24 protein-coding genes are annotated in these 26,229 nt (G+C 58.9%); 15 read left to right on the forward strand and 9 right to left on the reverse strand.

Annotated elements, in window-relative coordinates:
* Positions 1-6: 6 nt before the first annotated feature.
* Together ACIQYF_RS12710 and ACIQYF_RS12715 are read right to left on the reverse strand one after the other, a co-directional pair.
* Positions 7-483, reverse strand: a complete 477-nt coding sequence (locus ACIQYF_RS12710) for an NYN domain-containing protein (protein ID WP_402861772.1) — start codon at positions 481-483, stop codon at positions 7-9.
* Positions 484-610: 127 nt separating this feature from the next.
* Positions 611-1,306, reverse strand: coding sequence for a DUF2076 domain-containing protein (locus ACIQYF_RS12715; protein ID WP_402861775.1), 696 nt, complete (start codon positions 1,304-1,306; stop codon positions 611-613).
* Positions 1,307-1,481: 175 nt separating this feature from the next.
* Between ACIQYF_RS12715 and ACIQYF_RS12720 the strand changes: the two genes are divergently transcribed.
* Positions 1,482-2,141, forward strand: coding sequence for a YciC family protein (locus ACIQYF_RS12720; RefSeq protein WP_402861778.1), 660 nt, complete (start codon positions 1,482-1,484; stop codon positions 2,139-2,141).
* A gap of 91 nt (positions 2,142-2,232) precedes the next feature.
* Entirely contained in the window at positions 2,233-3,315 is a 1,083-nt protein-coding gene (locus tag ACIQYF_RS12725) for an endonuclease/exonuclease/phosphatase family protein (protein WP_402861781.1), read from the forward strand.
* Positions 3,316-3,375: 60 nt separating this feature from the next.
* On the opposite strand, the gene hrpB is transcribed toward ACIQYF_RS12725, so the two are convergent.
* Positions 3,376-5,910 carry an ATP-dependent helicase HrpB gene (gene hrpB / locus ACIQYF_RS12730; RefSeq protein WP_402861784.1) on the reverse strand — a complete coding sequence of 845 codons (2,535 nt, stop codon included), beginning with the start codon at positions 5,908-5,910 and terminating at the stop codon, positions 3,376-3,378.
* Between the two features lie 89 nt (positions 5,911-5,999).
* Between hrpB and ACIQYF_RS12735 the strand changes: the two genes are divergently transcribed.
* Together ACIQYF_RS12735 and ACIQYF_RS12740 are read left to right on the forward strand one after the other, a co-directional pair.
* On the forward strand, positions 6,000-6,419 hold the full coding sequence (locus tag ACIQYF_RS12735) for a polyribonucleotide nucleotidyltransferase (protein ID WP_402861787.1): 420 nt from the start codon (positions 6,000-6,002) through the stop codon (positions 6,417-6,419).
* Positions 6,420-6,431: 12 nt separating this feature from the next.
* A complete protein-coding gene (locus ACIQYF_RS12740; RefSeq protein ID WP_402861790.1) occupies positions 6,432-7,328 on the forward strand; it encodes a cation diffusion facilitator family transporter in 897 nt (298 codons plus the stop codon).
* Positions 7,329-7,399: 71 nt separating this feature from the next.
* On the opposite strand, the gene ACIQYF_RS12745 is transcribed toward ACIQYF_RS12740, so the two are convergent.
* Positions 7,400-8,497, reverse strand: coding sequence for a DUF6515 family protein (locus tag ACIQYF_RS12745; protein ID WP_402861793.1), 1,098 nt, complete (start codon positions 8,495-8,497; stop codon positions 7,400-7,402).
* Between the two features lie 396 nt (positions 8,498-8,893).
* Here ACIQYF_RS12745 and ACIQYF_RS12750 point away from each other — a divergent pair, with 396 nt between their 5' ends.
* Positions 8,894-9,391 (forward strand): Lrp/AsnC family transcriptional regulator, encoded by a 498-nt coding sequence (locus ACIQYF_RS12750; protein ID WP_019411960.1) that lies wholly within the window; start codon positions 8,894-8,896, stop codon positions 9,389-9,391.
* 182 nt (positions 9,392-9,573) lie between these two features.
* The gene (locus ACIQYF_RS12755) at positions 9,574-9,783 is read left to right on the forward strand and encodes a DUF2788 domain-containing protein (protein WP_019411961.1); all 210 of its coding nucleotides are present in this window, start codon (positions 9,574-9,576) and stop codon (positions 9,781-9,783) included.
* Here ACIQYF_RS12755 and ACIQYF_RS12760 read toward each other — a convergent pair.
* From ACIQYF_RS12760 to ACIQYF_RS12775, 4 genes are all read right to left on the reverse strand, one after another.
* Positions 9,778-10,344, reverse strand: a complete 567-nt coding sequence (locus ACIQYF_RS12760; RefSeq protein ID WP_402861962.1) for a pseudouridine synthase — start codon at positions 10,342-10,344, stop codon at positions 9,778-9,780. The two genes, ACIQYF_RS12755 and ACIQYF_RS12760, sit on opposite strands and share 6 nt — an antisense overlap.
* Positions 10,345-10,598: 254 nt before the next feature.
* A complete protein-coding gene (amn, locus tag ACIQYF_RS12765) occupies positions 10,599-12,071 on the reverse strand; it encodes an AMP nucleosidase (protein ID WP_402861798.1) in 1,473 nt (490 codons plus the stop codon).
* Between the two features lie 117 nt (positions 12,072-12,188).
* Entirely contained in the window at positions 12,189-13,838 is a 1,650-nt protein-coding gene (locus ACIQYF_RS12770; protein ID WP_402861801.1) for an acyl-CoA dehydrogenase family protein, read from the reverse strand.
* Positions 13,839-13,934: 96 nt separating this feature from the next.
* On the reverse strand, positions 13,935-16,283 hold the full coding sequence (locus ACIQYF_RS12775; protein WP_402861804.1) for a 7TM diverse intracellular signaling domain-containing protein: 2,349 nt from the start codon (positions 16,281-16,283) through the stop codon (positions 13,935-13,937).
* 288 nt (positions 16,284-16,571) lie between these two features.
* Between ACIQYF_RS12775 and ACIQYF_RS12780 the strand changes: the two genes are divergently transcribed.
* The 4 genes from ACIQYF_RS12780 to ACIQYF_RS12795 all read left to right on the forward strand — a co-directional run bounded on the left by ACIQYF_RS12780 (position 16,572) and on the right by ACIQYF_RS12795 (position 20,100).
* The gene (locus ACIQYF_RS12780; RefSeq protein ID WP_402861807.1) at positions 16,572-17,369 is read left to right on the forward strand and encodes a hydroxymethylpyrimidine/phosphomethylpyrimidine kinase; all 798 of its coding nucleotides are present in this window, start codon (positions 16,572-16,574) and stop codon (positions 17,367-17,369) included.
* Between the two features lie 17 nt (positions 17,370-17,386).
* The gene (gene thiE / locus ACIQYF_RS12785; RefSeq protein WP_402861810.1) at positions 17,387-18,010 is read left to right on the forward strand and encodes a thiamine phosphate synthase; all 624 of its coding nucleotides are present in this window, start codon (positions 17,387-17,389) and stop codon (positions 18,008-18,010) included.
* Positions 18,011-18,041: 31 nt separating this feature from the next.
* Complete coding sequence (gene hemL, locus ACIQYF_RS12790) at positions 18,042-19,325, forward strand: glutamate-1-semialdehyde 2,1-aminomutase (protein WP_402861813.1); 1,284 nt, start codon at positions 18,042-18,044, stop codon at positions 19,323-19,325.
* A 226-nt stretch (positions 19,326-19,551) separates the two neighbouring features.
* Positions 19,552-20,100: a tetratricopeptide repeat protein gene (locus ACIQYF_RS12795; RefSeq protein WP_402861816.1), complete on the forward strand. Its 549-nt coding sequence runs from the start codon at positions 19,552-19,554 to the stop codon at positions 20,098-20,100.
* Between the two features lie 170 nt (positions 20,101-20,270).
* Here ACIQYF_RS12795 and ACIQYF_RS12800 read toward each other — a convergent pair whose 3' ends face one another.
* Positions 20,271-20,597, reverse strand: coding sequence for a DUF1820 family protein (locus ACIQYF_RS12800; RefSeq protein WP_016779282.1), 327 nt, complete (start codon positions 20,595-20,597; stop codon positions 20,271-20,273).
* A 131-nt stretch (positions 20,598-20,728) separates the two neighbouring features.
* Between ACIQYF_RS12800 and miaB the strand changes: the two genes are divergently transcribed.
* From miaB to lnt, 5 genes are all read left to right on the forward strand, one after another.
* Entirely contained in the window at positions 20,729-22,057 is a 1,329-nt protein-coding gene (miaB, locus tag ACIQYF_RS12805) for a tRNA (N6-isopentenyl adenosine(37)-C2)-methylthiotransferase MiaB (RefSeq protein WP_402861820.1), read from the forward strand.
* Between the two features lie 185 nt (positions 22,058-22,242).
* On the forward strand, positions 22,243-23,262 hold the full coding sequence (locus ACIQYF_RS12810) for a PhoH family protein (protein ID WP_402861823.1): 1,020 nt from the start codon (positions 22,243-22,245) through the stop codon (positions 23,260-23,262).
* Positions 23,255-23,716, forward strand: a complete 462-nt coding sequence (gene ybeY / locus ACIQYF_RS12815; protein WP_402861826.1) for an rRNA maturation RNase YbeY — start codon at positions 23,255-23,257, stop codon at positions 23,714-23,716. Before ACIQYF_RS12810 ends, ybeY begins: the two co-directional genes overlap by 8 nt.
* 39 nt (positions 23,717-23,755) lie before the next feature.
* Positions 23,756-24,595 carry an HlyC/CorC family transporter gene (locus tag ACIQYF_RS12820; protein WP_019411974.1) on the forward strand — a complete coding sequence of 280 codons (840 nt, stop codon included), beginning with the start codon at positions 23,756-23,758 and terminating at the stop codon, positions 24,593-24,595.
* Between the two features lie 21 nt (positions 24,596-24,616).
* Positions 24,617-26,140 (forward strand): apolipoprotein N-acyltransferase, encoded by a 1,524-nt coding sequence (gene lnt, locus ACIQYF_RS12825; protein ID WP_402861830.1) that lies wholly within the window; start codon positions 24,617-24,619, stop codon positions 26,138-26,140.
* Positions 26,141-26,229 lie beyond the last annotated feature (89 nt).

A 26,229-nucleotide genomic window follows, 5' to 3' on the forward strand; every position in this document is an offset into this window, starting at 1 on the left:
TAGGGGTTACTTCAGCAACAAACTGCCTTCGATTGGCACGTAGCGAGTGGCTGCGCGAATCAATGAGTTGGCCGTCAGGCCGGGCACACCGTAGGCCACGGTTTCAACCCCGTGCTTGTTGGCAATGCGTTCAAGCAGCAGGTCAAAGTCACCGTCACCTGAGGCCAACACCACTTCGTCCACGTTGGCGGCCGAATCCATGATGTCGATGGTGATGCCCACGTCCCAGTCGCCTTTGGCGGAGCCATCGCTGCGCTGGATATAGGGTTTGAGTTTTACAGTAAAACCGAGGTTGCGCAGGATCTGCTGAAACTGCTGCTGTTTGCTATCGCCCCGATCAATCGCATAGGCGTAGGCCTCGACAATTTCCCCGCGCTGACTGATGTCAGCCCACAAAGCGGCGTAATTGAAATGGCAGCCATAGGCCTGGCGAACCGTGTAATAGAGGTTCTGCACATCCGCGAAGACCGCAATTTTTTTCACCGGCAAACCTCAAGATGCCCAGGCAAGCGGGCACGTAGCTGAAAAACAAGGCCGCAGTATGCCAGTCTGCCGAGGATTTGCGCGGATAAACCGCCCAGCGTGCCATCACACGCCAGGCGATGAGGGATTAGACGAAGGAGTCGTCGTCAGAGAAGAAGCTGTTGTCGTCGTCATAGCCGACGTCTTCAATGCCAGACCGGTCGTTGCTGGCAAATTGCTGGTTGTCATTGCCCCAGCCATTGTTACTGGTGGGCGTCGGCTCTTCGATGATTTCCTCAACCACTTGTGGCTGTTGATGATGGCTAAACAGGCTGCTGATGCCTTGTGCCAGCATCACGCCACCGGCCACACCGGCTGCCGTTTTTAAGGCGCCGCCGAGAAAGCCGCTGCCCGCCGCCGCAGGAGCCGCCGCTTGTGGCGCTGCGTACGCTGGCGCTGGCGCGGGTGCGGATGGACCATCGCGCCAGCCGCCCGAGCTTGGCGCAGTGTTGAATGGTTGTGCAGGGGCCGGGGCAGGCGCGCGGTTGCCGCCACCGAACATGCTCGACAAGAAGCTGCCACCGGTCGCAGCAGGTGCCGGCGCGGCTGCAGCGCGGGCTTGTTCCAGCTCGGCTTGCAGCTGTTTATTCTGCTGGTCAAGCTGCTTGATGGCCGCTTCTTGCACCAGAATCGCCTGGGTCATGAAGTAAGGCGCCGAAGGCTGGCGCGCAATGTGTTCGTTGATCAGCGTCTGTGCTTGAGCGTCTCGCGGGGCCGCCTCTCTCTGCGCCTGCTGCAACCGGGTAAATAGCCCATCAATCAGGGTTTGCTCTTCGCTGTTCATGACGACCTCGTTCGATTCTCGAAAAATCTGCTGACTGCGCAATACAGTACGCACTCAAACGTTATGGGGACGTTACGAGAAGTTTCAACAGACCTTACCGATCGTTTACATTTGCTAAGCATCGCCTGTCATCGGTTAAAGTGGCGCACCGCATTTTGACTGCTGATACCCCACAATGAATCCGCTCACCATTCTTCGTGACTCCTTGTATTTTTTCCGGCTCAACCTGGGCCAGATCATGACCCTGTGCTTGCCGCTGGTGATTCTTGAAGCCGTGTTGCAGCACGTCGTCGACAACGCCGCAGGGCCCGATGCCCCACAGGGTTACGGCCTGATGGTCGGTTTACTGGTGTATCCGTTGTACACCGGGGCGTTGATTTTTTTTCTTGATGCCCGCAGCCGTGGCGAAAGCCCGGCCAACCGAGAAGTACTCGCGCGAGCACTCAACCTGTGGCCCAAGTTCGCCTTGCTCGCGGCCATCAGCACGTTATTGATTGTGCTGGGACTTTCGATGTTCATTGCTCCGGGTATTTATCTGACGGTAGTGCTCGCATTTTCTGAGTACAACCTGGTCCTGCGCGGCCAACCGCCGCTCATGGCGATCAAGTCGAGTATGACGATGAGCCGAGGCCACTTCTGGCGTATTTTTGTCTGCATCCTGGCCGTCTTGGGACCTTTGATGGCACTCAAGGAGTTGAGCTTTTCGCTGTTCCCCAAAGACGAGAGCGCGCTGATGTCTATCGCACTCGAGAGCGCGAACGGTTTTCTGCAATTGTTCCTCTCGGTCGTCCTGTTCCGACTATTTATGTTAATTAACGAGAAGTCCGACTCATAACTGGCACAACTTCATGCGCGCAGAGCCTTGGGGTGCCGTGCTGCCGTCAGGTATGCTCGGCAACTCCCTAGCCCCCTCATAAGCTGAGCCCATGCCACGTATTCTGCGCCCCACTGTATTAGGTTTGCTGCTGATCGCGGCGGTTGTGGCGGGCCTGATCTACAGCATTACCTGGCGCCCGCAGCCCAAAGAGACATTGGCCGTCATCTGCCCTGTCGCGGCTCCCACCCTGGTGGCCGGGCAAGCGATCAAAATAATGACCTGGAACGTGCAATACCTGGCCGGTAAGCGCTATGTGTTCTGGTACAACCTGATTGATGGCAGCGGCCCGGATGACCGTCCAACCCGTGAAGACATGGCATTTAGCCTGGACGAAGTGGCGCGGGTGATTCGCGATGAGCAGCCGGATTTGTTGTTGCTGCAAGACCTCGATGAAGAAGCCAAGTCCAGTGACTATCAAAACCAGCTCGTATTATTGCAAGAGCGCCTGGTCGACCTTTATCCGTGCAGCACCCAGGCCTTCACTTGGAAAGCGGACTTCGTCCCCAACCGCCATATATTTGGCAGCGTGGGACGCAAGATCGTCACTCTCAGCCGTTTTCAGATCGAGCATGCCGAGCGCCTGCAACTGCCAGTGGCCGAAAGCAACCTGATCAGCCGTCAGTTCCAGCCCAAGCCTGCGATGCTGGTCAGCTACTTGCCACTCAATGATGGTGGGCAACTGGTCGCCATCAACACCCAGCTCGATGCGCCGACGCTCAACAACAGCAACCTGCGCCGGCAAATGCAGGCGACTGCCGCCGTGGTCGACAAATATGAGAGCCAAGGGACGCCGTGGGTCATTGGTGGCAATTTTAACCTGCTGCCGATTGGCCAGTTTTTGCGCTTACCGGCAGAACTGCGTTTGGGTTACTCAGCAGACAGTGAGCTGCATCTGTTATGGGAAAAATACCCGATGCTCCCCAGCAACCCGGAAGCGACCGGCATCGACCGCGAACGGTGGCTGACCCATGTCCCGAACAATCCAGACGCCGAGGGGCCTGATCGAACCCTCGACTACCTGTTCTACAGCCCTAAACTGCAACGCGTTAAAGGCTATGTTCGCCAGCAAGACACACAGGCCATTTCAGACCACCTACCCGTCGTCGGGCGGTTCTTGTTACCGGCGGATTGAGCACCTCTTTGTTGAAGGCTTCTCGCAACGGCTACAGGGTTTCGTGCCAGCCCCAATGCCTTACGTCTTGCGCGGTTTGATCCGCGCCGTGGCTTCAGCCACCAGCGGGTCGTCGGGCCAATAGTGTTTGGGGTAACGCCCTTTCAAGTCTTTCTTCACTTCGGCATAGGTGCTGCGCCAAAAGTTGGCCAGGTCTTGCGTCACTTGCACGGGGCGGCGGGCGGGCGACAGCAGGTGCAGTTTGACCACTTGCCGCCCACCCGCAATACACGGGGTATCGGCCAGCCCGAACAGTTCTTGCAGACGCACCGCGAGGATCGGCGGCTGTTCGCTGTAGTCCAGCCGCACCGAGGAGCCCGACGGCACTTTGATGTGCTGCGGCGCCAGTTCATCTAGGCGTTGGGGCAAGGGCCATTTCAGCAAGTTATGCACAATGCTCGACAAGTCGAGGTTTGCAAAATGGCTGAGCCGCGACACACGGCTCAGGTACGGACCCAGCCAGTCTTCCAACCCTGCCAGCAATGCCGCATCGCTGACGTCTGGCCACTCGCTAGCGTCTTGAGTCTTCAGGTCTAGCTGACGCAACAACGCCACCCGTGCCTGCCACTGACGCAGCTCGGGGGTCCAGGGTAATAACTCAAGCCCCTTGCGCCGCACCAGATTGACCAAGGCCTGCGTGCGCGCCGCTTCGTCCAGACCGGTCAGTGGCTCGCGGCTAAGCACCAGCTCGCCGACTTTGCGTTGACGTTCGGCGCGCAGCACGCCTTCGCGCTCGTCCCAATCAAGCTGGTCGACGATGCTGACTTGCTCACTGAGCACATCATCCAGCAAGGCGGGGTCAAAATCGGCTGCCAAGTAGATGCGCTCTTCACGCTGGCCTTGCCGGCTGCCCAAATCCGCAATGACCAGCCACGGCTGCTTCATCAACCCATCAACGTCGCTGAACAGTGCCGCCCGACCATTGGCAAGCCGGTACTCGGCGCCACCCGGCTTACGTTGCTGGGCGATGCGGTCGGGATAGGCCAGCGCCAGCAACGCGCCCAGCCAGCGGGGATGATCAGGGTCGGCCACCGCTCGTGTCGGCTTGCCGCGCAAGTAACCCCGGTATTGCCGGGCCAGTTGTTTGGCGCGTTGTACCCCGCCCTGCCCGCCTCGAGCCGCTCGGCTTTGCCCCGTGAGCAAGGTCAGGCGGCTGTGCACATCAGCCCCGGCCCCGCGCAGAATATCGCGCTCGCCCAGCAGCGCAGCCACGTCACAGGCCATGTCAGCCAGCCCCAGATCCTGGCCGCGCAGCAGCAAATGGGCGATGCGCGGGTGTGCCGGCAATTGCGCCATGGCTTCGCCGTGGGGTGTGAGCTTCCAGTCCTGGCCGGTCTGTGCACGCAAGGCACCCAGGCGTTCCAATAACTGCTGGGCCTGTGCATAACTGGCAGCAGGCGGTACATCCAGCCAGATCAGTTGCGCAGGAGTCACGCCCCAGCGGGCCAGTTGCAGGGCCAGCCCGGCCAGATCGGCCTGGAGGATTTCAGCACTCCCATACGCAGCCAACTGGGTGTGCTGATCTTCGGACCACAACCGATAACACACACCCGGCTCCAGTCGCCCGGCCCGGCCAGCCCGCTGGGTGGCGCTGGCGCGGGAGATGCGCTGGGTATCGAGGCGGGTCATGCCGCTGCCGGGATCAAAACGCGGCACCCTTGCCAAACCGGCGTCGATCACCACGCGAACGCCGTCGATGGTCAGGCTGGTTTCCGCGATATTGGTGGCCAGCACCACTTTGCGTGTGCCGCTGGGCGCCGGTTCGATGGCGGCGCGCTGCGCGGCCAGATCCAACTCACCATGCAACGGGCAAAGCACAATGTCACTGCGTTGGCCCAGCGCGTCGGCCAACTGTTGATTGACCCGGCGGATCTCGGCCTGGCCGGGCAAAAACACCAGCAGGCTGCCTGTTTCATCGCTGATGGCATCCAGCACGGTCTGCACCACACGCGGCTCGATAAACTCGCCCGGCACAAAAGGCCGCCCCCAGCGCATCGCCACCGGGTACATGCGCCCTTCACTGCGCAACACCGGGGCATCGTCAAGCAGGCTGGCCAACCGCTCGCCTTCGAGGGTCGCCGACATCAACAGAATTTTCAGCGGCTGCTCATCACGAAACAGCTCACGGCCATTGAGGCTCAGGGCCAACGCCAGATCGGCATCCAGACTACGCTCGTGGAACTCATCGAAAATCAGCAACCCGACGCCTTCCAGCGCCGGGTCTTCCTGCAGGCGGCGGGTCAGAATGCCTTCGGTAACCACTTCGATACGGGTATTGGGCCCGACCTTGCTGTCGAGCCGAATTCGATAACCGACTGTTTCGCCGACTTTTTCACCCATTTCGCTGGCCAAACGCTCGGCGGCGGCCCGCGCTGCCAGGCGCCGCGGCTCCAGCATCACGATGCGCTGACCGGCCAGCCACGGCTCATTTAAAAGCGCCAGCGGCACACGGGTGGTTTTACCGGCGCCGGGCGGTGCTTCGAGCACCGCTTCGTGGCGCTCACGCAAGGCTTGACGCAGTGCAGGTAAAACTTCATCAATCGGCAAAGAAATCATGGTGGCTCCAGAACAGAGCGGCGAGTATAACGGCGAACGGTTATGCATTAAGCGTGGTCTTAATTCTTCAGTGTGTTAGAGGTTTTCCTATGCGTACATTTTCCCGCGTCATTGGCGGTGTCGTGGTTGCGACGCTACTCACTCAAATGACTGCCTGCGGCAGTATTTTCTTCCCGGATCGACGTGGCCAGATCGACGGCAAGATCGATCCCGTGGTTGTCGTACTGGATGCGGTCGGCCTGCTGTTTTACGTGATTCCAGGCTTGATTGCGTTTGGGGTCGACTTTGCGACGGGGGCGATTTATCTGCCGCCAGGCAAAACCGCACAAATCGCACCCGAAAAACTGCGTGAAGCCATTGGCGCTGATGGCAAGGTGGACAACAGTAAGCTCCAGGCGATCCTAGAAAGTGAGCTGGGCCGCAGCTTCCCGCTGGACGACCCGCGCCTGATCCAGCACAAGGGCAGCACCCAGCAACTGGCGATGTATGGCTTGAAACCCGCAGCCTGATAAGGAAAGTCCATGACCAGCAGCACGGAACACGCTCGTCTATTACGCCTGGCCACCCGCGCATCGGTAGCGGTAGCCAGTATGTTGATCATCACCAAGGCCATCGCCTGGTGGCTCAGTGGCTCGATCAGCATGCTCGCCGGGCTGACGGACTCGCTGCTCGATGGCGTGACATCGTTTCTCAACTTGCTGGCGGTGCATTACGCGCTACGCCCGGCTGATGACGATCACCGTTATGGGCACGGCAAGGCCGAGTCTTTGGCGGGCATGGCGCAAGCCCTGTTTATCGGTGTGAGTGCCGTGCTGATTGCCTTTCAGGCCTTCGAACGGCTGAAAAATCCCGAACCGGTCGGTGCGCCGTGGATCGGGATTGGCGTGATCATCTTTTCGCTGGTCATGACCGTGCTGCTGCTGACCCTGCAATACCGGGTCATCAAGGCCACGGGCTCGAATGCGGTGCGCGCAGACTCGCTGCACTATCGCTCTGACTTAATGCTCAACGGCAGCATATTGGTAGCGCTGGTGTTGGCCAGCGTGGGCTTCCCGCAACTGGATGCGTGGTTTGGTCTGGGGATTGCCGTGTACATCCTGTGGAGCGCAATCCAGATCGCACGCGAGAGTTTCGCCGTACTGATGGACGAAGAGTTACCCAGCGATGTCAGCGAGAACATGCTGGCGTTGGCCTGTGGCGTACCGGAGGTGCTGGGCGCACATGACCTTCGCACCCGCATTTCGGGAAACGTCTGGTTTGTACAACTGCACCTTGAGTTACCGGGACACCTCAGCTTGTCCGAGGCCCACACCATCAGCGATCGCGCTGCCGAAGCCATTGAGAAAGCCTACCCGAAGGCCGAGGTGCTGGTGCATGCCGACCCGCAAGAGGTCGTCAAACCCAAGACCGTCGCGTAGTCGCTGCCCAAGGCTGAGAAGGGTTGCGCAGCAACCCGTAATCTCAAAGCCCCACAGTACCCACGCGGCCTCTAGTAATTGACCTGGTAACCACGACTGCTCAAGCAGTTACCTTGTGCTTGCCGGTAGGTCTGTACCACTGCCGGTGAAGGCGCGTAGGTGACTTTGGCCGGGTCAAAACCACTCTGGTCAACGGCCCAGCGGTAGCAGTCATAGCGGTCCTGATCAATCTGGGCCGGGGTTTGACCGTTGGCAGGATAAGCCACGACGTCATAACCATTGCTCACAGGCTGCGACGCTGGCTGCAGGATCGTGGTCGGAGGCTGCACCACGATGTAGTCCTGAGTAGCCGGTTGGTAGGCGTAGTACGCGCCAGCCGCCAGGAACAACAAGGTACTGCCAACCCACACTTCTCGTGCAAAATCAGGCAAATAGCCTACGCGAATACCATAAGGCGGCTGGACCACGACGTACTTCGGACCTTGTGGGCGATACCAGTAGCCGCCCGAAAAGAAGTAGTTCTGGCCGCGATAGGGCACTTGCCAGTGCTGGCCCTGGAATCGGTCCACGGTATAGCCTGGCCGGTATTGCGGGCCGGGGCCCCAGCCATTGCCATGCCCGTCAGGACGGCCGGCCCAGCGCGCATCATTGGGGTGAGCGTTGCCGCCGCCGGAGTTGAAGCCGGGCCTTGGGTTTGAACCCCCGCCTTGCTGCCAGTTTGGATTGCCACCCCGGTCAGGGACCTGGGTTTGTTGAACGGCATTGGGCCGCGGCTGAATCTGCAGGTTATTGCCCGGATGAGTCGGACTGGCTTGCGGTGGCCTGACATCGAAATGTTGCTCATTACCAGGCTGAGCCGGGCGACCCGGCTGGCCATTGATTTCTTGATGGGGTCGACCTTGCCACTGACTATTCTGGGGCTGGCCATGGCCTTCGTTGGGCTGGCCGCGTTCAACTCGCGGCTGATTGCCCTGCCCGCCTTCCTGTCGACCCTGGCTGTGTTCCTGACGCGGCTGATTATTACCGCCTTGTCCTTGCCCTCCGTGCTGCCCACCATTGGGGCGAGCTTCTTGAGGGCCTCCGTCCCCTCGCTCATCAGCCAACACCTGGCCGCTGACACTCACGCAGAGCAAGCCAACTGTCGCCAAACGCCAGATGTGCGATTTCATGATGTTCCTCACTAAGGGATAGGGCGTAAATATAAGACTGGAAAACCGGGAACCGGTTCGACGCAAGGCTATCAGTTACTCAATTTATTTTTAGGCAATAAAAAAGGGCGACCCGTCGGTCGCCCTTTGAATTTTTCCGTCCTGGCTCAACACTTGTGATGTTGGCTCACCTCGCGCCGTCTTCTGGACAGTGCGTAGCCCGGGGGCCGGGGCAACCCTGTTGGGTTGGCGGCCGCGGCAGGCCTGATTCGGCGGGCCGCAGTGGACTCTATGTCCGGGCAGTGATTCTGGTGTTAAGAATAGGCCTGTGCGGACGACACAGGATTGCTAAGATTGCTGAATAAAATATGACTTGCGCAATTTTTGACTTCAGATGGATACTTTCACGCAATAGTTATGACAAAGGGTGTCTTCGTGAGCAAACTCGACCGGTATGACCTGAGCATTTTGGCGGAATTACAACGTGATGCGCGCATTTCCAATCAGGAATTGGCCGAACGTATTGGGCTGTCGCCTTCGCCGTGCTCGAGACGGGTCAAACAACTCGAAGATGACGGCTACATTTCGCGCCAGGTCGCCTTGCTGGATCGAAAGCTGTTGGGCTTGAGCCTCACAGCCTACGTACTAATCGGAATGGACCGACATACGCCTGAGCGTTTCGAGAACTTTGAAGCCGCGATCCGCAGCCTGCCACAGGTGCTGGAATGCAGTTTGGTGACAGGGATGGACGCCGACTACCAATTGAAAGTCGTCGTGCCCGACATGGACCACTATCAAAAACTGCTGCTGGGCCATCTGACCCGTATCGACGGTGTGACCAGCGTGCGCTCAAGCTTTGTGCTGAACCAGGTGCTTAACAGCACCGAGTTGCCGTTGACGCATTTGCGCACGTAAGTCACCCCCTTTAGCCGCTGCCCCAGCCTCAATCAATAAAATCGAAGATCCTGCGGCCCTTTTCGCAGCCTGGTGCAGCACCTACAGGTTTGCAGTTGCTCACATTACCTAGATCAATTTTCACGGGGACGTCCTGACGTATACTTCAACGGTTTTTGCCCCCTGGCCGCTGGAGAACACCGATGGATCCTGCCGTACTCGAAGAATGGATGATGACGATTCTAGTCAGTGTCTTGATCTTGTTCATGGGCTTTATCGTCTGGGATCTCGCGAAGAAGTCCAAGGCCGGGCGCTTCGGCTCGATGATTCTGTTTTTTGTGCTGGGGCTCGGTGTCGCCGCGTTCATCATCAAAAGTGTGGTCATCGGTTTGATCGAGTCAGGCGCGCTATAGCCGCGCCGGCACTTCTTTGTATTGCCCCTGATCCAGCCCTTCAATTGTCCAGTCGCCAATGCGCACCCGCACCAGACGCAGAGTGGGCAGGCCGACGGCCGCCGTCATGCGCCGCACCTGACGATTGCGTCCCTCGCGAATCACCAGCTCCAACCATGAAGTGGGTACGCTTTTGCGAAACCGTACCGGTGGGTTGCGTGGCCACAACTGCGGCTCTTCAAGCGCTCTCGCTTGAGCAGGAAGGGTCTTGCCGTCATTCAATTGCACGCCATCACGCAACTGCTGCAACTGCTCGGGCGTCGGTTCGCCTTCCACTTGCACCCAATAGGTTTTGGGCAATTTGTGTTTAGGATCGGCAATCCGCGCCTGTAACTGGCCGTCATTGGTCAGCAGCAACAAGCCTTCACTGTCGCGGTCCAGACGCCCGGCCGGGTAAATGCCGGGAATGGGGATAAAGTCCTTGAGCGTCGCCCGGCCGCCTTCGTCACTGAACTGGGTCAGCACATCGAACGGTTTATTGAACAGGTACAACTTGGGATCAGACGGCGGGGCCTTCGCCACCCGGCGATTGGCAGCACCAGGGCTGGTACTTTTAGGCGCCGGACGGCGTGGGGCGGGACGAGCAGGACGGGACATGACAAAAAGGACATCTAGCGATCAGGGCTGGTAATGCTAGGGTCTGTTCCCGTTTCATTGCAAGCCGCGTCGCTGGGCGGCGTTACTCGCGCCTTGCCCTGCACCACGTAGGCTTTCGTCGCGGCTGCAATGAAACGGGAACAGACCCTAGTGCCCTGCTCGCTAAATGACCACTTGAATCAACGGAATGGCGGCTCGTCGAAGCTGCGCAGTTTGCGTGAGTGCAGCGAAGTGAGCTGGCTGCGCATCAAGTCCACGGCAGCAATACCGATTTTCAGGTGCTGGCTCACGGCCCGCTCATAGAACGCGTTGGCCGAACCCGGCAGCTTGATTTCGCTGTGCAGTGGCTTGTCCGAGACGCACAGCAAGGTGCCGTACGGAACGCGTAAACGATACCCTTGTGCCGCGATGGTGCCGCTTTCCATGTCCACGGCCACCGCGCGCGACAGGTTGATCAGCGGACGTTCTTGCGCCCAGCGCAGTTCCCAGTTGCGGTCGTCGTAGGTCAGGACGGTACCGGTACGCAGGCGCTTTTTCAGTTCGTCGCCACGCTCGCCAGTGACCTGAGCCGCGGCCTCCTGCAACGCCATTTGCACTTCAGCCAAGGCCGGAATCGGAATATTGGGCGGCACAACCCGGTCGAGGATCCCGTCGCGGCGCATGTAAGCGTGTGCCAACACGTAATCGCCAATGGTCTGCGATTGGCGCAAGCCGCCGCAGTGACCAATCATCAACCAGCAATGCGGGCGCAGCACCGCCAGGTGATCAGTGATGTTTTTGGCGTTGGACGGGCCTACGCCGATGTTGACCAGCGTGATGCCATGGCCGTCGTTGGCCACCAAGTGATACGCAGGCATTTGGTAGCGGTGCCACACCACGCCTGAGGCAATCGCCTGGGCTTCGCCGTAGTCCATGGACTTTTCGATGATCACGTTGCCGGGCATCACCATGCGGACAAAGCGCGGGTTGTCACGCAGTTGCTCAAGGCCGTGCAGGATGAACTGGTCGACGTAACGGTGGTAGTTGGTCAGCAGAATCCACGGCTGTACGTGGCGCCAGTCGCTGCCGGTGTAGTGCACCAGACGACGCAGCGAGAAGTCGACGCGGGCGGCGTCAAACAGCGCGAGAGGCAGCGGATCGGTGTTTTCCCAATCGTACAGACCATCCGCAATGCCATCAGTGGCAGCTGACAGATCGGTGCTTGGGAACACGCGAGCCAGGGCGGCAGCGGTCACGCCGGAACCGGCGAGTTCATCGCCCTGCTCGACCACATACGGATACGGGATGTCTTGCTGGCTAACCCCGACTTCGACCACCACCGTGAAGTCACGCATCAACGGCACTAACTGTTCCAGCAAGTAGTTACGGAACGAAGCCGGATGAGTGACGGTGACGCTGTAGGTGCCTGGCAGTTGCACCTTGGCATACGCACGCGTTGTGGTGGGGACTTCGCCGTTAATGCGGTAGGTCAGGCGCAATTCCGGGTAGCGAAACAGTGCACGTTCTTCTGAAGTGGGCTCGACCCGGTCCTTGAGGTAGCGCTTGAGTGCCTGGCTTAACGCCGTGGTTGCGCGTTCATGCAGGGCGGCGAGGCGATCGACAGCCTCGGCAGCGGTTGAAACGACAATAAAAGCTTCGGTCACGATAAGCATCCTGTCTTCTGAACTGGCAGGCCTTTATCTTGCCTGCATCATTGAGCAATGCATACCGGGCACACCACAAAACTCTGTCGGCACGAGCCCACTCCCACAGTATGTGGATGGCTGGGGTTAGAGGATGTGCGGGGTTGATCGCTCAACGATGGCAGCCACATTCAAGCCACGCGGCAAGTTGCCGTAAGCCCGCCCGCTGCCGTGTAGCCGACTGACAATAAAGGCATCGCTCACATCGCTGTTACCCGCCTCCAAGAGCAGTTTGGCCTGTAGGCCCAAGGCAATGTCTTCGGTCAGTTGCCGGGCGCGGTATTGGATGTCGTCGGTGTCCTGGAAGGCCTTTTTCAACTGCTCGATATGCTGTGCCAATCGCGCATCGCCATGCCCATCGCCCAACTCGCAAAACAAGGCGTCAAGCACGCCGGGTTCTTTGGACAGGGCGCGCAATACGTCAAGGCACTGCACATTACCCGAACCCTCCCACGTCGAATTGACCGGCGCCTCGCGATAAAGGCGCGGCAGGATGCTGTCTTCAACATACCCCGCACCGCCCATGCATTCGGCCGCCTCGTTGATCATCGCCGGGGCCCGTTTGCAGATCCAGTACTTGCCCACCGCAGTGACCAGACGTGAGAACTTGGCTTCTTGCGGGTCATCCAGATGGTCCAGCGCACGGCCCATGCGCAGGCTCAATGCCAGCGCCGCTTCGCTTTCCAGCGCCAGATCAGCCAGTACGTTTTGCATCAGGGGGTGTTCGGCCAGTACCCGACCGCCTACCAAACGATGGGCGCAATGATGGCTGGCCTGGGTCAACGCCTGACGCATCAACGCACTGGAGCCGACCATGCAATCGAAACGGGTCATGGCGACCATTTCGATAATCGTCGGCACACCGCGCCCTTCTTCGCCAATCATCCAGGCCAATGCCCCACGAAACTCAACTTCACTGGAGGCGTTTGAGCTGTTGCCCAGCTTGTTCTTAAGACGCTGAATGTAGAACTCATTGCGACTGCCGTCCGGGCGATGACGTGGCAACAGGAAACAGGTCAGGCCTTTGTCGGTTTGCGCCAGGGTCAGGAAGCCGTCGCACATGGGGGCCGAGCAAAACCATTTATGCCCCAACAGTTCGTAGGCCTGCCCTGGGCCGCCAGTGCCCACCGGGTAAGCACGCGTGGTATTGGCGCGCACGTCAGTACCGCCCTGTTTTTCGGTCATGGCCATACCCAGGGTCACGCCGGCCTTTTGGCTGATGTCGACGTTACGCGGATCGTATTCAGTGGCCAGAACTTTGGGCAGCCAAATCTCGGCAATATCCGGCTGCAGACGCAGCGCCGGAACGCTGGCGAAGGTCATGGTCAACGGGCAACCGCTGCCCGCCTCGGCCTGGCTGTGCAGATAGGTCATGGACGCTCGGGCGACATGCGCGCCCGGCTGCGGGTCGGTCCAGGGCAAGGACGGCAAGCCGTGCTCGATCGCCGTGCGCATCAGTTCGTGATAGGCCGGGTGAAACTGCACCAGATCTATCCGATGGCCAAAACGGTCATGACTGACAAACACCGGTTTGTTTTCATTGGCCAGAAAGCCCGCAGCCATCAAAGGGCCACCCGCCAGCGCACCGTACTGATCAATCCGCGATTGCGCCCAACCCGCGCCAAAGCGCTGACTCCAGTGCTGCAAAGGCAGGTCAATGCGGTACAGATTGACGCCGTCCAGAGATGGCGGCTGGTTGGTGACTGTGTGAGTTTCGGCGTACGGGTGCAGGTTCATTGCGCGGGCTCCAAGGATCAATCCACTGGACCCAGTGAAGCACGCACAGCCATCATCACAAGTGGCATAAACGCCTAAATCCCGGCGCTTGCGCCATCACTCGAGGGTCGACAGGCGCTGCGACAGCGCTCGCTGCAGGTCTTCAACCCGCAACGGCTTGATCAAATAGTCAGTAATCGCGTCAACCTGTTCACGCGCCGCCTGAGCCTCGGCCTGGGATTCAAACAGCACCAGCACTGGCAACTGCGTGCACGCGGCCAGGGTCAACAATTGATTGCCCATCGAGGCACCCGTGACCAGCATCAACGGGCAGCCGAGCAACACCGCATCCACCCGTTCTCGACGCAAAACGTCAATGGCCGCCTGGCCGTTGTCGACACTGAGTACGCGATAACCCAGTTGGAGCAACATGGCGCGCAAAGGTGCCGCACTGCTGTCTTCAACGAGCAACACCGTCAGCTCCCCCGGGCTTTTTTGCGGGTGCAACGCAGGTGCCGAAACCGGCTGGGCCAGCGATTCAAGCTCTAGCGACATCTGGAACTGTGAGCCTCGGCCCGGCTGCGAATGGTGGGTCAAACGCCCACCCAGCAGATCAACCAAACGCCGACAAATGGCCAGACCGATGCCCAACCCGCCATAGCTTCGGGTCATGGAACCATCCACCTGGAAGAAGTTTTGATACAGCTCGGCTTCCTCCTGATGGACAAAACCAATGCCGCTGTCGATTACATCAAAGGCCAATGCCCAACGCCACTGGTCGGTCGCCTGGCCGGTGACGCGCAGAATCACCCCACCTTCATGGGTAAACTTGATGGCGTTGTCCAACAGACACGCAAGGCACTGGCGAATTTTCTCGGCATCCCCCACCCATTGATCGGGCATGCCCTGCGCCACCTCATAGGAAAACGACAACCCTTTGTCCCGTGCCTTCGGGCCGAATTGGTTGTCCAGATCCGTAAGCAGTTCATTCAGGCTAAAAGGCCGGGGATTGACCTTAAGCCGACCGGCCTGCAACTCGGTCAGGGCCAGAATGCCGTTGACCATGCCCATCATTTCTTGGGCAGAGCCTTCGGCAGTCCGGGTATAGAGCTCAAGCTCCGGGTTCATGTCCAGGGTTTTGATCAGCTCCAGTGAGCCAAGCACGCCGTTCATGGGCGTGCGCAATTCATGGGTGACCGTGGACAAAAACTCGTCTTTAAGTTGGTTGGTACGTGCCAGTTGCTGGTTCATCGCCGCCAGTTTTTGCCCGGTCTCTTGCAACGTGCGCGCCTGCAAGTCGCGCATGGCATTGATCCGGTCGGCAAGCGCCAGCGACAGCAGACCTACCTCGATCGCCGAGCCAATCTGGCTGGCATACATGGTCAGGAACACGTTTGGCAGGTAGCCCAATACCATCAGCGTATTGACCAGGCCTCCGAGTAGAAAGGCCGACCAAGCAATCACAAAGTAGCGCGCCACCCTTAAGCCACGAGCCCAGGCCACCACACCAGAAACAAAGATGGCAACAATAAACGCCAAGGCCAGAGCCGTCGCCAGGCGCAATGCCACGGCATAGCTGGTGACCAGCGACAGCACCATCACCAGTACACCAACGCCCATCAGAAACATCAATATGCGGTCGAGCCAGCGGCTGTGGGAGGCGGTGTGCAAAAAGGAGCGCGCAAACTGACAGCCGAAGAACGCGGCAGAGCCAATCAAGAACGGGGTAGCCGCGTTGGCCCACCACGGGTTGTTCGGCCAAAAGTACTGCACCGCTGCACCATTGACCGAGAGCTGGTAGAGGCCGAACGAACCGATATAGAAGATGTAATAGAGGTAGCTGGTGTCGCGCACGCTGATATAGATGAACAGGTTGTACACCAGCATCCCCAGCAACACCCCGTAAATCAACCCCAGGATATAGATCCGTAGCGGTTGCTCTTCCAGGTACGACTGCGCAGACCATAGGGTTAGCGGGGCCTGAATTGAGCCTTGGCTGGCCAGACGCAAGTACACAGTCCGGCTCTGCCCGGGGCTGAAGTTGAGTTCGAACAGGTAATTGTTTTCTTTGATTTGCCGACTGTCAAAGGGCAGCGCATCGCCCGTTCGTTCAGCCAGGTGGTAGTTGCCCGCGGCATCGGCCAGGTACAAATCAATATGATCGAGCGGCGGATAAGCCAGCTCCAGCAACCATGTGCGATGGGTTTCAGGATTTTTGGGCAGGTAACGTAAATCGACTTTCAGCCAAAACACCGAGTGCGAATAGCCCGCGTTGAGCGTGGCTTTATCGTGCGTTTTGAACAGGTCATCGTGTTTGGTGACATCGTTGAGCGTCGCCAAGCCTTCTGTATCTTCGAAGACCTGCATCACTCGGCCCAGGGGCAAGCTCTGAGTGGTTTCGTCGAACTCAACTGCGCTGGCCAGCATCGGTAGCCAGCCCAGTAACATAATCACCAAATAGCGCATACAGCCCCAGCGTGGCGCATCCGATAACGTGCATAATTCCCCATTACTTTCGAGGCCACGTTCACCGGCTTACCTGTTATTAATTGGGGACCAACTCTAGCATAGCCAATGATGGCAAATACACACCCCTTAAACGATCAAAGAGAAGGCTCTAGAACGGGCATCACAGAGCATCAGCGTAGGATTATCCGCTTTCTTTTGCAGGACAATTAAAGACTTATAGGCGACCTATCATTCAACGCGGAGCAAGCCGCCGCAAAAAAGCGTTTGGTGGTAAGCTCGCGCACCATGAATATCTACAGTTCTCGCCCCGTTGTCCTCTGTCTCTCCGGCCATGACCCCAGTGGGGGTGCCGGCTTGCAGGCAGATATCGAAGCCCTGCTGGCTCAAGGCTGCCACGCCGCTCCTGTGGTAACAGCCCTGACTGTGCAGAACACCGTGAATGTCAGCGATTTCCGCGTGCTGGATCGAGAGTGGGTGCTGGCGCAAGCCAATGCCGTGCTCAGCGACTCCACGGTTGCGGCCGTCAAGCTGGGCATGCTCGGCTCACTGGAAATGGTCGACACCGTGGTCGAACTGCTTCAAGCCCACCCGCATCTGCCAATGGTCTGCGACCCGGTGTTGCGCGCCGGCGGTGGCGGACGACTGGGCAAAGACGAAGTGGGCTATGCCATGCGCGAGCGCTTGCTGCCGCTGGCCGTCATTGCCACGCCTAACCTGCCTGAAGCCCGCATTCTGGCCGAACTGCCCGAGGGCAGCGCCGATGAGTGCGCCGAAAAACTCCTGCCTTGGTGCAAACATTTACTCATCACCGGCGGACACGGCGATGAACACGAAGTCCACAACCGCTTGTACAGCCGCGACGGCAGCCGTCACACCTTCACCTGCTATCGGTTGCCGGGCAGCTATCACGGCTCGGGCTGCACCTTGGCCAGTACATTGGCCGGGCGTTTGGCCATTGGCGAAAATCTGGTCAGCGCTGTTGAAACCGCACTCAATTACACGTGGCGCACCCTGCGTGATGCCGAGCAACTGGGCCAGGGCCAATATGTGCCTCGCCGTTTGCCGCTGGACTTCTGTTCGTAACGAATGAGGCTCGACCGATGAAGCTGCGTGGTCTTTACGCAATCACTGATAGCCAGCTGCTGGCCGGCAAATTTTTACAGTATGTCGAGGCAGCGCTGGATGGCGGGCTGACCCTTTTGCAGTACCGCGACAAGAGCAACGACGAAAACCGCCGCCTGCGCGAAGCCGAAACGTTGAAGCGGTTATGCGAGCGCTACAAGGCGCACCTGATCATCAACGATGACGCTGAGCTGGCAGCACGTCTGGGCGTAGGCGTTCATCTAGGCCAAACCGACGGCCCGCTGACGCCGGCGCGGGCACTGCTGGGTCGACAGGCCATTATTGGTTCAACCTGCCACGACCGGATCGACCTGGCCGAGCAGGCAGCCAAAGAAGGGGCAACGTATGTGGCCTTTGGCCGCTTTTTCACCTCCAGCACCAAACCCGGTGCTGTCCCGGCGTCCCTGGATGTCATTGAACAGGCGCGCTCGCGGCTTAACCTGCCCATTTGTGTGATTGGCGGCATTACCCTCGATAACGCGGCGCCGCTGGTCGAGCGCGGAGCCGATTTGCTGGCGGTGGTGCACGGCCTGTTTGGCGCTGACAGCACTCAGGAAGTGACTCGACGCACCCGCGCGTTCAACGCCCTGCTGTTTATTTAAATACCGAATTCTGATTCAGAGAGAGCCCATCATGTCTCGTTCCGAAACCCTGTTTGCCAACGCCCAAAAACACATCCCTGGCGGGGTTAACTCGCCTGTTCGTGCATTCAAGAGCGTGGGCGGCACGCCGTTGTTCTTCAAACATGCCGAAGGCGCCTATGTCACAGACGAAGACGATAAGCGGTATGTCGACTACGTCGGCTCCTGGGGCCCGATGATTCTGGGCCACAGCCACCCGCAGGTGCTGGACGCGGTGCGTGCGCAGCTGGAACACGGTTTGTCGTATGGCGCGCCGACCGCCATGGAAACCGAAATGGCCGACCTGGTGTGCTCGATTGTGCCGTCGATGGAAATGGTGCGCATGGTGAGTTCCGGCACTGAAGCCACCATGAGTGCCATTCGTCTGGCGCGAGGCTTCACCGGCCGCGACAACATTCTCAAGTTCGAAGGCTGCTACCACGGCCACTCTGACAGCCTGCTGGTCAAGGCCGGTTCCGGCGCACTGACCCAGGGCGTTCCAAGCTCCGGTGGTGTACCTGCCGATTTCGCCAAACACACCCTGACCACCACGTTCAACGACATCGACGCGGTTGAAAAACTGCTGGCCGAAGTGGGCGACACCGTGGCGTGCATCATCGTCGAGCCGGTCGCCGGCAACATGAACTGCGTGCCGCCGGCTCCGGGCTTTCTGCAAGGCCTGCGCAGCCTGTGCGACAGACATGGCGTGGTGCTGATTTTCGACGAAGTGATGACCGGTTTCCGTGTTGCCCTCGGCGGCGCTCAAGCCCACTACGGCGTCACCCCGGACCTGAGCACCTTCGGCAAAATCATCGGTGGCGGCATGCCTGTTGGCTGCTTTGGCGGCAAACGCGAAATCATGCAACACATCGCCCCGCTGGGCCCGGTCTATCAGGCGGGCACGTTGTCCGGCAACCCGCTGGCCATGGCCGCAGGCCTGACCACCTTGCGCCTCATCAGCCGTCCGGGCTTCCATGGCGAACTGACCGACTACACAACACGCCTGCTCGATGGCTTGCAACAGCGCGCGGACGCCGCCGGCATCCCGTTTGTCACCACTCAGGCGGGCGGCATGTTTGGCCTGTACTTCAGCGGCGCCGATGACATCGTGACATTCGACGACGTAATGGCCAGCGACGCCGATCTGTTCAAGCGCTTTTTCCACCTGATGCTGGAAGGCGGCGTGTACCTGGCACCGAGTGCTTTTGAAGCCGGTTTCACGTCCATTGCCCATGGCGAAGTCGAGTTGCAACTGACCCTGGATGCTGCCGAGCGCGCTTTCGCTGCGCTGAAGTAATCCCTAGAGCCGATAAGGGGTTAGCTCCCTTGTCGGCTTTTTTATGCCCGTTACAAGGTAATTTCTGACGCCACCCGTCGAGAATCGGCTTAAATCAATCGATATGGCGGTCACGCAGCAGAAAAACGAGTAAAGACTTTGTAAGGTTGCCTCCGCTTATTTCATAATGCGCGCCTACTCATCCCTTGGTCGGGTATGCCCGCCTTTCAGAGGTACGTCGATTCCCATGAACCGCACCGGCCGCGCCCTTGCACTGGGCTGCCTGTTGCTCCTACAACCGCTGCTTGCCCAGGCAGGCGGTAACTCGTTGTTGATCCCAGCGATGGGTCGCTGCACCCTCAATACTCAGCCAGAAGACCTTCAGGAGGCACTCGCTGCGTGCGTTGAAGCAGCTAAGGCCGGGGATGCAGAAGCTGAATACGAGTTAGGCCAGTTCTATTACGACGGTAAAAATGCCCCACAAGACCTCAATAAAGCCCTGAGCTACTTCGAGCAGGCGTCACTGCAAGGTCACGCCATGGCCCAGTTCCAGCTCGGCACCATGTTCTTCAAGGGCGAAGGGGTCCCGGCCAATAACATTCAGGCGTATATCGTGCTGAAAATGGCTGCGGTCAATGGCGCCGAAGACGCGCTCGACACCGCCGACCTGGTGGCCGAACAAATGCCTCGCGACCAACTCGAAACTGCAACCCAGATCCTGGGGCAGATTTTCCGCAAATACCTGCTAGAACTGCAGTCAGCCGATGGCCGCTCGCCGTTTTCGCCACTGCCTTGAATCCCCCGCCACTGCAATGCTGCTCACCTGAGCCAAAGCAGCCCCTGTTAGAGCGTGCTTGCTCGCGATCTTTTAAAAGCTCGCGAGCAGAATCGCTCCTACAGATGGCCGTGTGCCGCTCTTAAGTGAACAAAACGGCCTGCACCCAGGCATAAAGTGCGCTCGGGGTTTTACTTATCCGGCATCGGAAACGGAAACGGCATCACGTTGCTCACGCCACGCGCTTCGCTGATTTTTGGGGTGCCCAGGCGCTCAACCTCGTCGATACGCACAATCGAATGCATCGGCACAAAACTGCGCACTACACCTTCAAATTGGGCCTTGAGCTTTTCTTCGCTCGGATCGACGACCATTTGCGTGCGCTCACCGAAGACGAACTCCTCGACTTCCAGGAAGCCCCACAGATCACTTTGATAGATCTGCTTGGCGTACATTTCGAACACCTGGCCCTGATTGAGGAAAATCACCTTGTAGATTGGAGCTTCACGTTTGGTCATGGTGGGCGGGTGACATCTGAGGATATAAAAGAGGGCGCGAACTATAGCATAGCCACTGGACGCGTAGCGCTAGGAACCAACGGCCATGCCCCCTATAATGCGCGGTTCTTTGAACCACTTGATGAACACCCATGGCCAAGAAGCTTTACATCGAAACCCACGGTTGCCAGATGAATGAGTACGACAGCTCGCGCATGGTCGACCTGCTGGGTGAACATCAGGCCCTGGAAGTCACAGCGCGCGCCGAAGACGCTGATGTCATCCTGCTCAATACCTGCTCGATCCGTGAGCGCGCCCAAGACCGCGTGTACTCGCAACTGGGCCGCTGGCGTGAACTGAAACTGGCCAACCCCGAGATGGTAATTGCGGTGGGGGGCTGCGTGGCCAGCCAGGAGGGCGCCGCGATCCGCGACCGAGCGCCGTATGTTGATGTGGTATTCGGCCCGCAAACGTTGCACCGCCTGCCTGAGATGATCGACGCTGCACGCATCACCAAACTGCCACAGGTGGATGTGTCGTTCCCCGAAATCGAAAAATTCGACCACTTGCCCGAGCCTCGCATCGACGGCCCGAGTGCTTACGTGTCGGTAATGGAAGGGTGCAGCAAGTACTGTACGTTCTGCGTGGTGCCTTACACCCGCGGCGAAGAGGTCAGTCGCCCGTTCGACGACGTGTTGGCCGAGGTGATTCACCTGGCTGAAAACGGCGTGCGCGAAGTGACGCTGCTGGGGCAGAACGTTAACGGCTACCGCGGCTTGACCGAAGACGGTCGCCTGGCCGATCTCGCCGAATTGATTCGCGTGGTCGCCGCTATCGACGGGATCGAGCGCATCCGCTACACCACGTCGCACCCGCTGGAGTTCTCCGACAGCCTGATCCAGGCACACGCCGAAGTGCCTGAGCTGGTGAAGCACCTGCACTTGCCCGTGCAATCGGGTTCGGACCGTATTCTGTCAGCGATGAAGCGCAACCACACCGCACTGGAGTACAAGTCCAAGCTGCGCAAATTGCGCGCGGCGGTGCCGGGCATCTGCATCAGCTCTGACTTTATTGTCGGCTTCCCGGGCGAGACTGAAAAAGACTTCGAACAAACCATGAAACTGATCGAAGACGTCGGTTTCGACTTCTCGTACTCCTTTGTGTACAGCCAGCGCCCCGGCACGCCCGCAGCCGACCTGGCCGACGACACGCCGGAGGAGCGTAAAAAGGAGCGCCTGAACGCGCTGCAGCATCGCCTCAACCAGCAGGGCTTCGAAATCAGCCGACAAATGGTGGGCTCCACTCAGCGGATTCTGGTCACCGATTACTCGAAAAAAGACCCTGGCGAGTTGCAAGGCCGTACCGAGAACAACCGCATCGTCAACTTCCGCTGTGACAATCCGCAGTTGATCGGCCAGTTTGCCGACGTGCATATCGATGCGGCGCAACCGCACTCGTTGCGGGGGTCATTACTGAGTTGACGCCATCTGTAGTCGCTGCCTTAGGCTGCGATAAACGCCACAAGGTTTGCGTCCGCCGTGTGGACGTTCGCAGCCTGCGGCAGCAACTACAGGTTTTACGTCGCATCAGTAAGTCCTTTCGCGCATGACCTGCTAGCGTTATCCTTCAATTCATCTTAATTGCCTTAGGGCGGCTAAAAACGACCTTGAACGCACCCATCGAACCACATCGTTTTCTCCTCGAGCCTTTTGAGGCTCGCCGCTTCGCCAATCTGTGCGGACAATTCGACGAGCATTTGCGCCTGATCGAACAGCGTCTCACGATCGAAATCCGCAATCGCGGTAATCAATTCGAGCTGATCGGCGACCCAAAACTCACGTCCAGCGCAGAAAACCTGCTGCGTCGCCTCTACCGCGAAACCAAAGCCACTGAGCTTTCGCCGGATCTGGTGCACCTGTTCCTGCAGGAATCTGACCTGCAAGACCTCGCCAGCAACCCCGTGGCTGAAGCCAGCGTTTCACTGCGCACCAAAAAGGGCATGATTCGCCCTCGCGGTATCAATCAGCAGCGCTACGTGAAGGAAATCCTGGGCAACGACATCAACTTCGGCATTGGTCCAGCCGGTACGGGTAAAACCTACCTGGCCGTGGCCTGCGCCGTTGACGCCCTGGAGCGCGAGCAAATTCGTCGCATCCTGTTGGTGCGCCCAGCCGTTGAAGCCGGTGAAAAGCTCGGTTTCCTGCCAGGCGATCTGTCGCAGAAGATCGACCCGTACCTGCGCCCGCTGTATGACGCACTGTACGAGATGCTCGGCTTTGAATACGTGGCCAAACTGATCGAACGCCAGATCATTGAAGTGGCACCGCTGGCCTACATGCGCGGCCGTACGCTGAACAACAGCTTCATCATTCTCGACGAAAGCCAGAACACCACCGTTGAGCAGATGAAGATGTTCCTGACCCGTATCGGTTTCGGCTCGACCGCCGTGATCACCGGTGACATCACTCAGATCGACCTGCCAAAAGGCACCAAATCGGGCCTGAATCATGTCATCGAAGTGCTCAAGGACGTGCCGGGCATCAGCTTTACTCACTTCCAGTCCAAGGACGTAGTGCGCCACCCATTGGTGCAACGCATCGTTGAGGCCTACGGGCGCTACGAACAGGAAGCCGCAGACAAACTGGCCGCCCTGCCGGCCGCCAAGGACTACCGCCACGATGCTTGAGCTTGACCTGCAACGGGCGACCGAAGCCGCCTCTCCCAGCGAAGCCCAGTTGCGCCAATGGTGCGAACTGGCGCTGCGCCAGCGCACCGCTGACTCGGAAATGACCATTCGCCTGGTGGACGAGGCCGAAGGCCGTGAGCTTAATCACACCTGGCGTCAAAAAGACTACGCAACCAATGTGCTGTCTTTTCCGGCTGACGTGCCCGACGAATTCCTCGACATCCCGTTACTCGGCGACCTGGTGATTTGTGTGGCCGTGGTCGAACGCGAAGCCGCTGAACAGGGCAAGGCGCTTGAAGCCCACTGGGCTCACTTAGTGATTCACGGCTGCTTGCATCTTCTGGGTTACGACCATATAGAAGACGACGAAGCTGAAGAAATGGAAGCTCTGGAACGAACGTTGCTTGCGGAACTGGGTCATCCGGATCCGTATGCAGACGACGAAACCGATTAACCACCCACTGAAACAACCAAGGGATACGAGTAAATCGCTATGAGCGAAGACCGATCGAGCAACGGGCAAAAGTCATGGTTAGGTAAGCTGACCCAGGCCTTTGCCCATGAGCCGAAAAACCGCCAGGAGCTGCTTGAGCTGCTGCGCGAAGCACATCAGAACAAACTGTTGGACAGCGAAGCGCTGGCCATCGTCGAAGGCGCCATTCAAGTGGCTGACCTGCAAGTACGGGACATCATGGTTCCGCGCTCGCAGATGATCAGCATCAAGGCGACCCAGACACCCCGCGAATTTCTCCCGGCGATCATTGACGCGGCGCACTCGCGCTACCCGGTGATCGGCGAAAGCCACGATGACGTCCTCGGCGTCCTGCTGGCCAAAGACCTGCTGCCGCTGATCCTTCAAGAGAACGGCGACAAGTACAACATCAAGGATTTGCTGCGTCCGGCGACCTTTGTCCCTGAGTCCAAGCGCCTTAACGTGTTGCTGCGTGAGTTCCGTGCCAACCATAACCACATGGCCATCGTCATTGACGAATACGGCGGCGTGGCCGGTCTGGTCACGATTGAAGACGTTCTGGAGCAGATCGTCGGCGACATCGAAGACGAGCACGATGTCGAAGAAGACAGCTATATCAAGCCACTGCCCAGCGGCGACTTCCTGATCAAGGCCCTGACGCCCATCGAGAACTTCAACGAGTTCTTTGACAGCGACTTCTCCGACGACGAATTCGACACCGTTGGCGGTTTGGTCATGAGCGCGTTCGGGCACTTGCCAAAACGCAATGAAATCACTGAAATCGGCCCTTATCGGTTCCGCATTCTGAATGCTGACAGCCGCCGGATTCATTTGATTCGCTTAACACCCATTGCCCGCTAAACCTTAACGCTAAGGATTGAAATGCGCTGGATAACCTCCCCCGGCTGGCCCGGTAACCTGCTGGCCGTGGTAGCCGGCGCACTGACAACCCTGGCGCTGGCTCCTTTTGATATTTGGCCTCTGGCACTGGTTGCCCTGGCCATGTTCTATCTTGGCTTGCGCGACCTCTCGCCCAAACAGGCGCTGGGACGTGGCTGGTGCTACGGCTTCGGCCTGTTTGGCGCGGGCACCAGCTGGATCTATTACAGCATTCACCACTTCGGTGGCGCCTCGGTGCTGCTGGCCGGCTTGCTGATGCTGCTGTTCACGGCGGCCATCGCCTGGTTCTTCGCCCTGCCCGCCTGGGTGTGGGCGCGCTGGATTCGTCGCAACGAAGCGCCACTGGCCGATGCCCTGGCGTTTGCTGCGCTGTGGGTGGTTCAAGAGGCATTTCGCGGCTGGTTCCTGACCGGTTTCCCATGGCTTTACTCGGGTTACAGCCAGCTAGATGGCCCACTGGCCGGGCTCGCGCCACTGGGTGGCATGTGGCTAATCTCGTTCACCCTGGCCCTGACCGCCGCCCTGCTGTGCAACTTGCCGCGCCTGATCAAGATCAAGCGCAAGGCCTTTATTGGCTTAGCCGTCGCGCTGTTGATCGGCCCTTGGTGCATCGGCATCGCACTCAAGCATCACGCCTGGACCAGCCCGTCGGGCAATCCGCTGAGCGTGGCCGCCATTCAGGGCAACATTGAGCAGAGCATGAAATGGGACCCGGCACAGCTCAACGCGCAGTTGGCGCTGTACCGCGACATGACCCTCAGCTCTAAACGGGCCGACCTGATCGTGTGGCCAGAAACCGCCATCCCGGTCCTCAAAGAAAACGCCGAAGGCTATTTGACGATGATGGGGCGGTTTGCCGCCGAACGAAATTCCGCGTTAATTACCGGCGTGCCGATCCGCCAGGACGTGCGCCACGAATCGCGTTACTTCAACGGCATTACCGCGGTAGGTGAAGGCGATGGTATTTACCTGAAGCAAAAATTGGTGCCCTTTGGTGAGTACGTACCGTTGCAGGACGTATTACGCGGTGTGATCGCGTTCTTTGACCTACCCATGTCAGACTTTGCTCGTGGCCCATCCGATCAACCCATGTTGCAAGCCAAGGGTTATCAGATCGCCCCGCTGATTTGCTACGAAGTGGTGTATCCGGACTTTGTCGCTGGCCTTGCTGCCCAAAGCGATATTTTGCTGACCATCAGCAACGACACCTGGTTCGGCACTTCGATTGGTCCGCTGCAACATTTGCAGATGGCACAAATGCGCGCCCTTGAAGCAGGCCGCTGGATGATCCGGGCAACCAACAACGGTGTCACCGCACTGATTAACCCGTTCGGTCAAATCACCACCCAGATTCCGCAATTCGAGCGCGGCATCATGTATGGCGACGTCGTACCGATGCACAACCTGACGCCGTATCTGCAATGGCGCTCATGGCCACTGGCAATTCTTTGCGTGCTGCTGATCGGCTGGGCGCTGATTACCAGCCGGATTGCCAAGACGGTGTAAACCATAAAAGCCAACTCCTTACAGGAGCGAGCTGGCTCGCGCATCTTCCAGTCACACCGAGCTGCCTGCTTCGCGGGCAGCTCGCTTCT

Source organism: Pseudomonas sp. NPDC096917, assembly GCF_044762555.1.
Taxonomy (GTDB): Bacteria; Pseudomonadota; Gammaproteobacteria; order Pseudomonadales; family Pseudomonadaceae; genus Aquipseudomonas.

What these genes read in the sequence shown, in the direction of transcription:
- lnt (WP_402861830.1), top strand. Translation starts at nt 24,617, where the DNA reads ATGCGCTGGATAACCTCCCCCGGCTGGCCCGGTAACCTGCTGGCCGTG.
- ACIQYF_RS12755 (WP_019411961.1), top strand. Translation starts at nt 9,574, where the DNA reads ATGGATCCTGCCGTACTCGAAGAATGGATGATGACGATTCTAGTCAGT.
- miaB (WP_402861820.1), top strand. Translation starts at nt 20,729, where the DNA reads ATGGCCAAGAAGCTTTACATCGAAACCCACGGTTGCCAGATGAATGAG.
- ACIQYF_RS12735 (WP_402861787.1), top strand. Translation starts at nt 6,000, where the DNA reads ATGCGTACATTTTCCCGCGTCATTGGCGGTGTCGTGGTTGCGACGCTA.
- ybeY (WP_402861826.1), top strand. Translation starts at nt 23,255, where the DNA reads ATGCTTGAGCTTGACCTGCAACGGGCGACCGAAGCCGCCTCTCCCAGC.
- ACIQYF_RS12795 (WP_402861816.1), top strand. Translation starts at nt 19,552, where the DNA reads ATGAACCGCACCGGCCGCGCCCTTGCACTGGGCTGCCTGTTGCTCCTA.
- thiE (WP_402861810.1), top strand. Translation starts at nt 17,387, where the DNA reads ATGAAGCTGCGTGGTCTTTACGCAATCACTGATAGCCAGCTGCTGGCC.
- hrpB (WP_402861784.1), bottom strand. Translation starts at nt 5,910, where the DNA reads ATGATTTCTTTGCCGATTGATGAAGTTTTACCTGCACTGCGTCAAGCC.
- ACIQYF_RS12770 (WP_402861801.1), bottom strand. Translation starts at nt 13,838, where the DNA reads ATGAACCTGCACCCGTACGCCGAAACTCACACAGTCACCAACCAGCCG.
- hemL (WP_402861813.1), top strand. Translation starts at nt 18,042, where the DNA reads ATGTCTCGTTCCGAAACCCTGTTTGCCAACGCCCAAAAACACATCCCT.
- ACIQYF_RS12720 (WP_402861778.1), top strand. Translation starts at nt 1,482, where the DNA reads ATGAATCCGCTCACCATTCTTCGTGACTCCTTGTATTTTTTCCGGCTC.
- ACIQYF_RS12725 (WP_402861781.1), top strand. Translation starts at nt 2,233, where the DNA reads ATGCCACGTATTCTGCGCCCCACTGTATTAGGTTTGCTGCTGATCGCG.
- ACIQYF_RS12715 (WP_402861775.1), bottom strand. Translation starts at nt 1,306, where the DNA reads ATGAACAGCGAAGAGCAAACCCTGATTGATGGGCTATTTACCCGGTTG.
- ACIQYF_RS12740 (WP_402861790.1), top strand. Translation starts at nt 6,432, where the DNA reads ATGACCAGCAGCACGGAACACGCTCGTCTATTACGCCTGGCCACCCGC.
- ACIQYF_RS12780 (WP_402861807.1), top strand. Translation starts at nt 16,572, where the DNA reads ATGAATATCTACAGTTCTCGCCCCGTTGTCCTCTGTCTCTCCGGCCAT.
- ACIQYF_RS12745 (WP_402861793.1), bottom strand. Translation starts at nt 8,497, where the DNA reads ATGAAATCGCACATCTGGCGTTTGGCGACAGTTGGCTTGCTCTGCGTG.
- ACIQYF_RS12750 (WP_019411960.1), top strand. Translation starts at nt 8,894, where the DNA reads ATGACAAAGGGTGTCTTCGTGAGCAAACTCGACCGGTATGACCTGAGC.
- ACIQYF_RS12800 (WP_016779282.1), bottom strand. Translation starts at nt 20,597, where the DNA reads ATGACCAAACGTGAAGCTCCAATCTACAAGGTGATTTTCCTCAATCAG.
- ACIQYF_RS12775 (WP_402861804.1), bottom strand. Translation starts at nt 16,283, where the DNA reads ATGCGCTATTTGGTGATTATGTTACTGGGCTGGCTACCGATGCTGGCC.
- amn (WP_402861798.1), bottom strand. Translation starts at nt 12,071, where the DNA reads ATGCTTATCGTGACCGAAGCTTTTATTGTCGTTTCAACCGCTGCCGAG.
- ACIQYF_RS12820 (WP_019411974.1), top strand. Translation starts at nt 23,756, where the DNA reads ATGAGCGAAGACCGATCGAGCAACGGGCAAAAGTCATGGTTAGGTAAG.